Raw genomic sequence first — 9441 nt, forward strand, 5'->3', positions numbered from 1 at the left:
GCCGACGGCGTGCTGCCGACGGGGGAGTCGCTGGTCCGGCAGATGGTGCTCGGCAAGCGGTACGTCGCGGACACGTTCGGGCACGAGGCGCTGGAGGTGTGGCTGCCGGACTCCTTCGGGTACTCCGGGGCGCTGCCGCAGCTCGCCAAGCTCGCGGGCGCCCGCTGGTTCCTCACCCAGAAGATCTCCTGGAACCAGGTGGACGACTTCCCGCATCACTCCTTCCACTGGGAGGGCATCGACGGGTCGCGCATCTTCACCCACTTCCCGCCCGTGGACACCTACAACTCCGACCTGTCCGGTCGCGAGCTGCACCACGCGGCCACCAACTTCCGCGACAAGGGCGCCTCGGGCACCTCGCTCGTGCCGTTCGGCTACGGCGACGGCGGTGGCGGACCCACCCGAGAGATGCTCGCCCAGGCGCAGCGCACCCAGGATCTAGAGGGCTCGCCCCGTGTCACGGTGACGACCCCGCGCGACTACTTCGAGACCGCCGAGGCCGAGTACGCCGACCCGCCGGTGTGGGTGGGGGAGCTGTACCTGGAGCTGCACCGCGCCACCTACACCACGCAGGCGCGCATCAAGCGGGCGAACCGCGAGGGCGAGCACCTGCTGCGCGAGGCCGAGCTGTGGGCCACCACCGCCGCCGTGCGCACCGACTACACCTACCCGGCCGCGGACCTGCGCGAGATGTGGCGCACGGTGCTGCTCGGGCAGTTCCACGACATCCTGCCCGGCAGCTCGATCTCCTGGGTGTACCGCGACATGCTCGCCGAGCACGCCCAGGTGCAGGAACGCCTGCGCGCGATCATCGCCGAGTGCCAGCAGTTGCTCGCCGGCGATGGCGAGGAGACGGTCGTCTTCAACGCCGGGCCGCTGGCCCGGGCCGGGGTGCCCGCGCTGGGAGGCGCGGTCGCCGTGGAGGTGAGCGCCGCCGTCGAGATCTCGCAGAGCGAGGCGGGTCACGTGCTCGAGCACGAGACCCTCAAGGTCACGATCGATGCCGACGGCCTCATCTCGAGCATCTGGGACAAGGTGGCCGAGCGTGAGGTGGTGCCGCCAGGGCAGCGCGGGAACCTGCTGCAGCTGCACCAGGACTTCCCGAACGCGTGGGACGCCTGGGACGTGGACCCGTTCTACCGCAACAACGTGGTGGACCTCGCGGCCGCCGACGCGATCGAGACCTCCTCTGACGCGACCTCGGCGACCGTGACCGTGCGCCGCACGCTCGACGGGCGCCCGGTGGCGCAGACCGTGACGCTCAGGGCCGACGAGCCCGGCGTGCACGTCGGGGTCGAGGTGGAGTGGGCCGCGAAGGACAAGTTCCTCAAGCTCGCGTTCCCCGTGGACGTGCACACCGACCACGCCCGTTACGAGCTGCAGATGGGCCACCTCACGCGGCCCACGCACACCAACACGAGCTGGGACTTCTACCGGTTCGAGGTGTACGCGCACCGGTGGCTGCACGTGGCTGAGCCGGGGTACGGCGTCGCGCTGGCGAACGAGGCCACGTACGGGCACGACCTCACCCGGCACGCGCGCGAGGGGGGCGGCACCTTTCACCTGCTGCGCGCCAGCCTGCTGCGCGGGCCGAGCTACCCCGACCCGCGCACCGATCACGGCAGCCACCGCTTCGCGTTCACGCTCCTGCCCGGCGCGGGTGTGGCGGAGGCCGTGGCCGCCGGCTATGCCGCCAACCTGCCGCTGCGGGAGGTCACGGGTTCGCCCGTGGAGCCGCTGGTCACCCTCGACGGCGGGATCGTCGAGGCGGTCAAGCTCGCCCAGGACGGCAGCGGGGATGTCGTGGTCCGGCTCTACGAGCCGCACGGCGCCCGCTCGACGGCGGTGCTCACCACCTCCTTCGACGTCACCGGCGTGCTCGAGACCGACCTCCACGAACGTGAGCTGACGAGCGAGAGCCAGGTGGCGCCGTCGGCCATCGCGGCCGTCTCGGGTGGTGAGGTGCAGCTCCAGCTGCGCCCGTTCCAGGTGGTGACGCTCCGCTTCGCCCGCGGCTGACCCGCTCCTTCAGCGCCGAAAGGGCACAAGCCTGCCCAGAGGGAGCGGCCTGCCGTGCCCTCTCGTCACGCTTGTGCCCTTTTGGGAGAGCGCCTGAGAATCAGGCGCAGTCGCCGGTGCCGGCCACGCCGCGCGCACAGAGCTGGGTGGCGGTGACGCGCGTGAGGGTGAAGCCGTCGTCGTCGGCGTCCGCAACGAGGAACAGGCGGGCGCCGAGCACGGAGTCGTCGCCGGGTGCGAGCACGTCCACGCGCGCCTGCAGGGACTCGTCCACCACGATCGGGCCGAAGACCACGATCGCGGTGGCCGTGCCGGTCTGGTCCCACTCCTGCACCACGGCATCGATCATGTCGCCGCGGGTCTCGGCGGTGGGCGGCGGGTCGAACCGGTCGGTGACATCCCGGACCGCGCCCGGCTCGGCCACGAACCGGGAGATCACCCAGCCGACGTCGTCGCCCGCGCGGACCTGGAACCAGATCCCGGCGCTGCCGCCGAGGTCGCGGTTGCGGCCCGTGGCGGTGAGCGGGGAGTCGGGCGGCAGGCGGGCGATCGAGTCGAAGTCGATGCCCGGGCCGAGGCGCAGGTTGAGGATCTCCTGTGCCTCGACGCCCACGATCAGCAGTCGGGTGCCGGCCTCGGGGTAGCCGTCGAGGGCGGTGCCGGGCAGGTCTTCCTCGGCGGGCGGGGTCGGCGGCGTCTCGGTGGGGTCCTCGGTCGCGTCTGCATCCTCCACCTCGTCCTCGGTGGGCGCGGGATCCGATGGTGGCTCGGCCGTGGTGGTGCTGGGATCAGGGCTCGGGTCGGTGGCGAGGTCGCACGAGCCCACCAGGGCACAGAGGAGCGCGGCCGCGGTGGCGGCGGTGAGGGCGCGTGCTCGCTGCATGGCGACAACCTACGCCGGAACTACGATGGCTCGCGGAGTGTGACTCGATCGGAAGGGGGCAGCATGCCTGAGGAGAGCCTGCGCAAGGCGGTGCTCGTGGACGCTGAGGAGCTGCGCGCGCTGCTCGTGGAGGACAAGCGGTTGGTGCTGCTCGACGTCCGCTGGTCGCTCGCTGACCCCGACGGGCACCGCGCCTACAGCCTCGGCCACCTGCCCGGTGCGATGTTCGTGGACCTCGATCACGATCTCTCCTCGCCGCCGAGCACCGAGGGAGGCCGGCACCCGCTCCCGGACATCGAAGAGCTGCAGGCCGCGGCCCGCCGGTGGGGGATCGACGACGGCGACCCGGTGGTCGTGTACGACGACTCCGGCGGCACCTCCGCCGCGCGCGCCTGGTGGCTGCTGCGCTGGGGCGGGCTCGCCGACGTGCGCATCCTCGACGGCGGGCTGCAGGCCTGGATCGGGAACGGCGGCCTGCTCGAGGACGGCGCCGTGCAGGTCGCGCCGGGCACGGTGGAGCTCACGCCCGGGCACATGCCGGTCGCCGAGGCCGATGATGTCGCCGGCCTCCCCGGCCGCGGGGTGCTCATCGACGCCCGGGCCGGCGAGCGCTACACCGGTGAGGTCGAGCCGATGGACTCGCGCGCCGGGCACGTCCCCGGAGCGGTGAGCCTGCCGAACGCCGACATCCTCCACGAGGACCAGACGTTCAAGACCGATGAGGAGCTGGCGCAGGAGTTCTCGGCCGTCGGGGTGCAGCAGCAGACCGAGGTCGCGGTGTACTGCGGCTCCGGAGTCACCGCCACGCACGAGATCGCGGCGCTCGAGGCGATCGGCGTGCACGCCGCGCTGTACCCGGGCTCGTGGTCACAATGGTCGGCCGACACCGCCCGCCCGGTCGCGACCGGGATCGAGCGCCCCGAAGCGTAGGGTGCTGGGGTGTCTCATGCACCGCTGGTCCTGGGGATCGAGAGCACCTGCGACGAGACCGGGGTCGCCCTGGTCCGGGGCCTCGACCTGCTCGCCGATGTCACCGCGTCCTCGATGGACGATCACGCCCGGTTCGGCGGGATCGTGCCGGAGGTCGCCTCGCGCGCGCACCTGGAGGCGTTCGGTCCCACGCTCGAGGCCGCGCTGGAGCAGGCGGACGTGGAGCTCGAGGACGTCGACGCGATCGCCGTTGCTGCCGGCCCCGGTCTGAGCGGGTCGCTCGCGGTCGGGGTCGCCTCCGCGAAGGCGCTCGCGCTGGGGCTCGGGGTGCCGCTGCACGGCGTCAACCACGTGATCGGCCACGTGGCCGTGGACGCGCTGGTGCACGGCCCGTTCCCGGAGCGGTTCCTCGGCCTGGTGGTCTCCGGCGGCCACTCCTCGCTGCTGCGCGTGGGCAACATCGCCACGGACGTGGTCGAGCTCGGCCAGACCCTCGACGACGCCGCCGGCGAGGCGTTCGACAAGGTCGGCCGCCTGCTCGGACTGCCCTACCCCGGTGGCCCGCACGTGGACCGCGCCGCGACCGAGGGCGACCCCGCCGCCTTCGCGTTCCCGCGGGGCCTGTCCCGCCCCAAGGACCTCCAGCTCCACCCGTATGACTTCTCGTTCTCGGGCCTGAAGACCGCGGTCGCGCGCGTGGTGGAGGGCTTCGAGGACCGCGGCGAAGAGGTCCCGGTGGCCGACGTCGCCGCCTCCTTCTCCGAGGCCGTCGCCGACGTGCTGGTCACCAAGACCTTGCGCGCGTGCGAGCTCAACGAGGTGAGCACCGTCGTCGTCGGGGGTGGGTTCTCCGCCAACTCGCGGCTGCGCGGGCTCGCCGCCGAGCGCTTCGAGGCCGCCGGTATCGAGCTGCGCATCCCCCCGATCCGCTACTGCACCGACAACGGCGCGATGATCGCGGCGCTGGGCTCCGCCGTGGTCGAGGCGGGCCTGCCCGCCTCGCCGCTCGACTTCACGATCGACTCCCAGATGCCCCTGGTCCAGGTGGTGATGGGCGCTGCAGAGGCGGCCGCCTGATGCGACGTTCCCTGGTCCACGCTCTCGTCCTCGCCCTGGTCGGCCTGCTCGCTCTGGCCGGGTGCACCGCACCCGACGGCGGTGGTGAGCCGACGCCCTCGACCTCGCCTTCACCGTCGAGCACCCCGAGCGAGGAACCCAGCCCGACGGCGGAGCCCACCCTGCCCTGGGGTCCCACCGAGGCGGACCTCGAGCAGGCGATGGCCGATGCGGCCGACCTCAGCGACGAGGAGGCCGCCGGGCAGGTGTTGATCGCCCGTTACGGCGGGACCGACCCTGCGATCCCCGCCGAGCTGGTCTCCGAGCTCGGCCTCGCGGGCGTGATCCTGTTCTCCGAGAACGTGAGCTCGTTCGAGCAGGTGGTCGCGACCGCCGATGGTGTTCAGGAGGCGGTCGCCGAGACCCGTGACTGGCCCGGCATCGTCTCGGTGGACAACGAGGGCGGCATCGTACAGCGGCTCTCGGGGGAGTCGGGTCCGTGGACCACGTTCCCGCCGTTCCAGGTGGCGGGGGCCGCCTCGGGCTCACCCGACGTGGTCTCCGCCGCGTACGAGGCGATGGGGCGGGAGCTGCTCGCGAGCGGCATCACGATGGACTTCGCGCCGGACGCCGACGTCACGGTCGGACCCTCCGACGTCACGATCGGGACCCGTTCCGCAGGCTCGGACCCGGACCTTGTGGCGGACACGGTGGTGGCCGCGCTCGCCGGTTTCGCGGCTGGCGGCGTGCTCACGAGCCTCAAGCACTTCCCCGGTCACGGCAGCCTCAACGTCGACTCCCACGAGAGTCTCCCGGTCCTCGACACCTCGACGGCGGAGCTCGCCTCGGGCGATCTCGTCCCGTTCGCGGCGGGTGTCGACGCCGGGGCGCCGATGGTGATGGTGGGGCACATCGCGGTCACCGACTGGGACGAGGGTGTGCCTGCATCCCTGTCGCCCGCGGCGTACGAGTACCTGCGGGACGAGCTCGGGTTCACCGGCGTGGCCGTGACCGACGGGCTCGATATGGGCGCGCTGACGGTGACGCACAGCGACGCCGAGATCGCGGTCGAGGCGCTGAACGCCGGAGCGGATCTGCTGCTGAGCCCCGGTGACGTGCGGGCCGCCCGTGACGGCATCCTCGCCGCGCTCGAGGACGGCTCACTCGATCGCGACCGGCTCACGGAGGCCGCCGGCCGGGTGATCGCCCTGGTGCGCTGGCAGGCCGAGCTTGCGGACGAGGCGGACGTCGGTGCCGATGACGTGGGTGCGGCCGGTTCGGCCGTGGCGGCGCTCGAGGCCGCGGCGATCACGGTGGTCGCGGGCGAGTGCTCGGGTGCGCTCGCGGGCCCGCGGATCCACGTGCGCGGTGGCACCGCGGATGCCTGGAACGCGTTCGCCGACGCGGCGCAGGAGGCGGGGCTGGAGGTGGTCCCGCTCGAGCAGGAGGCCGACACCGACGTCCGGCTGCTCGTCTCGGGATCCGACGGCGCTGCCTCCGCGGACGTCGCGATCGCCCTCGACTCCCCGTACCCGCTGGCCGACTCACCTGCCGACACCCTGATCGCGGCCTACAGCACCGACGCCACGACCATGGCGGCCCTCGCCCAGGTGCTCACGGGAGAGGCGAGTGCACCCGGGACGCTGCCGGTCGCCGTCGGCGATCTGCCTGCCTCGGCCTGCGCCTGACTGCGTGGTCGGTGTCGCTCAGGCGTGCCGACCGCGCAGAAACTGCTGCTCTCAGCGTGGGAGCGGCACATACCGCGCGCTCGGCGGCGAGGGCAACGGCGCCGTCAGCGGCGGAGAAGGCGCCACGCCGAGGACGCCACGAGGAACGCGATGACGGCGACGATCGTGATCGGCCAGGACCAGCCGCTCCAGGTCCACGAGAGCTCGCTCTCGGTGCCGACGGCGAGCACTCGGATCCCGAGGAACGCGCCCTCGGCGCTGCCGCCGCCCGTGTCCAGCAGGGAGTCCGACATCCCGAACGCGTAGGCGAGTCCGGCCAGCATCGCCACGAGCAGCACGGCGCCCGCGCCGATCACCCCGAGGCTCCAGGAGGGCCGCCTCCGCGGCTCGGCCTTGACGAACTCGCGCGCGAGGTCGCGCGGTTTGCCGAGGTCCTCGATCGCGTTCGTCATGCCCACATCGGCGGCGGCATCGGCGAGGTTGGTCCGCAGCTCGCGGATGACCTCGCGGCGCCGGTGCCCGGGCATCGGGTCGAGCCACAGCTCCACATCCTGCAGGTAGCTCCAGCGGCGGAGCCGGTCGGTCAACGGCAGCGTGCTCATGAGGTCCCCTCTCGTTGCGAGGTGATCGTGGCGACGACCCGGCCCAGGTCTCCCCAGGCAGCGAGCGCGTCGCGGACGTGCGCCTCGCCGGCGGGCGTCGGTCGGTAGTACTTGCGGGCGGGGCCAGACTGCGAGGGGACCAGGCGGGAGGTCAGCTTGCCCTCGCGCTCCAGCCGGGTGAGCGTGGGGTAGACGGTGCCCGGTGCGATGCCCTCGAGCCCTGCCTCACGCAGCCGTGTCACCAGTTCATAGCCGTACGACTCCGCCGTGCCCAGCAGTCCGATCACCAGCATCGGCAACACCCCCTTGAGGAGTTGCGGGTCCCGCTCGAACGTGCCCATGCATGCACGCTATGCCAACTAGTTGGCGATGTCAACTACTGGCTATCGCACATGTGTCGAACAGGAGGTTTAACCCGGTATCACGGCCCATACCGGGCAGAACTCCCTGCTCGGCGGGGCCGAGCGGGGACGGGGTTGTTACCGGATCTGGAGGATGGCCGCGTCGACGCGGGGCGGCGGGCGGAACGCGGTGCGGGGGAGGGCGAGACCCAGGTGCAGGTGGCGCCGCTTGACGCGGCCGCGCTCGGCCCCGCGGCGTGCGGCGGCGCGCTGCAGCACCAGGTCGGCAGTCAGCAGTGAGCGGCTCGCCATCAGCGTGCGCACGAGGTCGCCGGAGCCGCCGAACGGCGGGTTGGCGACCACCCGGAACGGCCGGGTGGGCAGGCGCAGGTCGGCCAGGTCGAGGGGGAGCACGGTGACGTCGGCGTCGGCGAAGCGGTCGCGCAGCGCCGCAGCCCTGCCGTCGTGCAGCTCCACCGCGAGCACGCGCGCGCCGGCCTGCACGAGCGGAGCGGTGAGCGCGCCGTCGCCGGCGCCGAGGTCGAGCACGAGGTCGCCGCGGCGCACGCCGGCGCGCTCGACGATGCGTGCTGCCCAGTCAGCGTGGAGCGGATGCCAGCCCCACTGGCGTCGTGATCCGCGGCGATTCCCGGACACGACGCACCATCACGGTCATGAGTGCCATGGAAGTGACCGTAGGCTTGTCCGACCGACGCACGCACGATAAATACGTGCCGGCCAGGGCCGCCGTCGGTCTGATCTCGCCGGAGGAGACCTCGAAGTGAACGCGTCGGAGCGCCGTGCCGCCTACCTTGACGACCTCGGCGGGCTGCTGCGCCCCTTGACTGCGCTGCAACGGATCGAGGTGATCGACGGCGTCCGCGAGCGCATCGACAGTGCCGTCGCCGATCTCGGTCGCGAGCCCACGGACGGCGACATGGCGACCATCCTCGAGAGCATCGGCTCCGTGGAGGAGGTGGCCGACCGCGCGGTGCCGCGGCCCGCGCCGGCGACCACGCAGACCGAGGTGGCTGCGCCGTCGGGCACCAGCGACTCGGCCACGACCACCCGGCCACGCGTGTTCGACAACAAGCCGGCGCCGAAGCCGGTCCGGAACTTCGACCTCTCGAGCATCCCGGCGATGGACTGGCCGGAGGAGCAGCCGCCGCGGCCGTCGATGACGCGCCGGTGGTTGCCGTTCGTGGTGCTGCTCCTCATGGCGCTGGGCGGTTTCTTCCTGATGTTCCTGCTGCCCGCGCTGGCGCTGATCGTCGGGGCGATCCTGCTCTGGATCTCGCCGCTGTGGACCACCACCCAGAAGGCGATCGGCACGGTCGCAGCAGCGGTCGGGCTCGGCGCGTTTCTGCCGCTGCTCGCGCTCGGCGCCGGCACCGACGGCAATCCCGTGCTCGCGATGATGGGCTTCGTGCTGGTGATTCTCGGGATCGCTGTGCTGGTGTGGGTCGGCATCCGCGGCGTTCGCGCCTCCCGCGAGGTCGACGCCCAGCACCCCCAGGAGCCCAAGAAGAAGCGCTGATCCAGCGGCGCCATCAACCGATCGGTTGACCCGGCCGGATCCACCTGCGCGATGTGGTGACGCGGCCCGATCTCGATGCTGGAGGGCATGAGATCGAGTGAGGGCAGCCCGGCCGTGGTGGTCGAGGGGCTGCACAAGAGATACGGAAGCAAGGTCGCCGTCGACGAGGTGAGCTTCGCCGTCGAGCAGGGCGAGATCTTCGGGATCCTCGGACCCAACGGTGCCGGCAAGACCACCACGGTCGAGTCGATCGCCGGGTTGCGTGTGGGCGACGCCGGGCGGGTCCGCGTGCACGGGATCGACCCGTGGTCCGACAGGGATGCGATCGTCCGGGTGCTCGGGATCCAGCTGCAGGAGAGCAAGCTGCAGCCGAAGATCACCGTGA

Annotated in this window: 10 protein-coding genes; 6 read left to right on the top strand and 4 right to left on the bottom strand. The window is 72.2% G+C overall.

Annotation, left to right across the window (positions count from 1 at the left end; genetic code table 11):
- On the top strand, nucleotides 1-2019 hold a 2019-nt coding region (locus ACOJSN_RS24965; RefSeq protein WP_420115187.1), incomplete at its 5' end, for an alpha-mannosidase.
- Nucleotides 2020-2119: 100 nt separating this feature from the next.
- Here ACOJSN_RS24965 and ACOJSN_RS24970 read toward each other — a convergent pair.
- On the bottom strand, nucleotides 2120-2902 hold the full coding sequence (locus ACOJSN_RS24970) for an SH3 domain-containing protein (protein ID WP_420115188.1): 783 nt from the start codon (nucleotides 2900-2902) through the stop codon (nucleotides 2120-2122).
- Between the two features lie 63 nt (nucleotides 2903-2965).
- Between ACOJSN_RS24970 and ACOJSN_RS24975 the strand changes: the two genes are divergently transcribed.
- From ACOJSN_RS24975 to ACOJSN_RS24985, 3 genes are read left to right on the top strand one after another with little or no spacing between them, the layout of a single operon-like run.
- Nucleotides 2966-3832 carry a sulfurtransferase gene (locus ACOJSN_RS24975; protein WP_420115189.1) on the top strand — a complete coding sequence of 289 codons (867 nt, stop codon included), beginning with the start codon at nucleotides 2966-2968 and terminating at the stop codon, nucleotides 3830-3832.
- A 9-nt stretch (nucleotides 3833-3841) separates the two neighbouring features.
- A complete protein-coding gene (gene tsaD, locus ACOJSN_RS24980) occupies nucleotides 3842-4909 on the top strand; it encodes a tRNA (adenosine(37)-N6)-threonylcarbamoyltransferase complex transferase subunit TsaD (RefSeq protein ID WP_420115190.1) in 1068 nt (355 codons plus the stop codon).
- A complete protein-coding gene (locus ACOJSN_RS24985; RefSeq protein ID WP_420115191.1) occupies nucleotides 4909-6576 on the top strand; it encodes a glycoside hydrolase family 3 N-terminal domain-containing protein in 1668 nt (555 codons plus the stop codon). Before tsaD ends, ACOJSN_RS24985 begins: the two co-directional genes overlap by 1 nt.
- Before the next feature lie 104 nt (nucleotides 6577-6680).
- On the opposite strand, the gene ACOJSN_RS24990 is transcribed toward ACOJSN_RS24985, so the two are convergent.
- From ACOJSN_RS24990 to ACOJSN_RS25000, 3 genes are all read right to left on the bottom strand, one after another.
- Nucleotides 6681-7178: an HAAS signaling domain-containing protein gene (locus ACOJSN_RS24990; RefSeq protein ID WP_420115192.1), complete on the bottom strand. Its 498-nt coding sequence runs from the start codon at nucleotides 7176-7178 to the stop codon at nucleotides 6681-6683.
- Nucleotides 7175-7519 carry a PadR family transcriptional regulator gene (locus ACOJSN_RS24995; protein WP_420115193.1) on the bottom strand — a complete coding sequence of 115 codons (345 nt, stop codon included), beginning with the start codon at nucleotides 7517-7519 and terminating at the stop codon, nucleotides 7175-7177. Before ACOJSN_RS24995 ends, ACOJSN_RS24990 begins: the two co-directional genes overlap by 4 nt.
- Before the next feature lie 138 nt (nucleotides 7520-7657).
- Nucleotides 7658-8176 (bottom strand): rRNA adenine N-6-methyltransferase family protein, encoded by a 519-nt coding sequence (locus tag ACOJSN_RS25000; RefSeq protein ID WP_420115194.1) that lies wholly within the window; start codon nucleotides 8174-8176, stop codon nucleotides 7658-7660.
- Between the two features lie 124 nt (nucleotides 8177-8300).
- Between ACOJSN_RS25000 and ACOJSN_RS25005 the strand changes: the two genes are divergently transcribed.
- Nucleotides 8301-9056 (top strand): hypothetical protein, encoded by a 756-nt coding sequence (locus ACOJSN_RS25005; RefSeq protein ID WP_420115195.1) that lies wholly within the window; start codon nucleotides 8301-8303, stop codon nucleotides 9054-9056.
- Nucleotides 9057-9143: 87 nt separating this feature from the next.
- On the top strand, nucleotides 9144-9441 hold a 298-nt coding region (locus ACOJSN_RS25010; protein WP_420115196.1), incomplete at its 3' end, for an ATP-binding cassette domain-containing protein.

The organism is Pseudactinotalea sp., from assembly GCF_048594945.1.
Lineage (GTDB): Bacteria > Actinomycetota > Actinomycetes > Actinomycetales > Beutenbergiaceae > Pseudactinotalea.

Bases quoted from the DNA above. Each gene is read 5' to 3' on its own strand.
- ACOJSN_RS24970 (WP_420115188.1), bottom strand. From the start codon at position 2,902: ATGCAGCGAGCACGCGCCCTCACCGCCGCCACCGCGGCCGCGCTCCTC.
- ACOJSN_RS24975 (WP_420115189.1), top strand. From the start codon at position 2,966: ATGCCTGAGGAGAGCCTGCGCAAGGCGGTGCTCGTGGACGCTGAGGAG.
- ACOJSN_RS24985 (WP_420115191.1), top strand. From the start codon at position 4,909: ATGCGACGTTCCCTGGTCCACGCTCTCGTCCTCGCCCTGGTCGGCCTG.
- ACOJSN_RS24990 (WP_420115192.1), bottom strand. From the start codon at position 7,178: ATGAGCACGCTGCCGTTGACCGACCGGCTCCGCCGCTGGAGCTACCTG.
- ACOJSN_RS24995 (WP_420115193.1), bottom strand. From the start codon at position 7,519: ATGGGCACGTTCGAGCGGGACCCGCAACTCCTCAAGGGGGTGTTGCCG.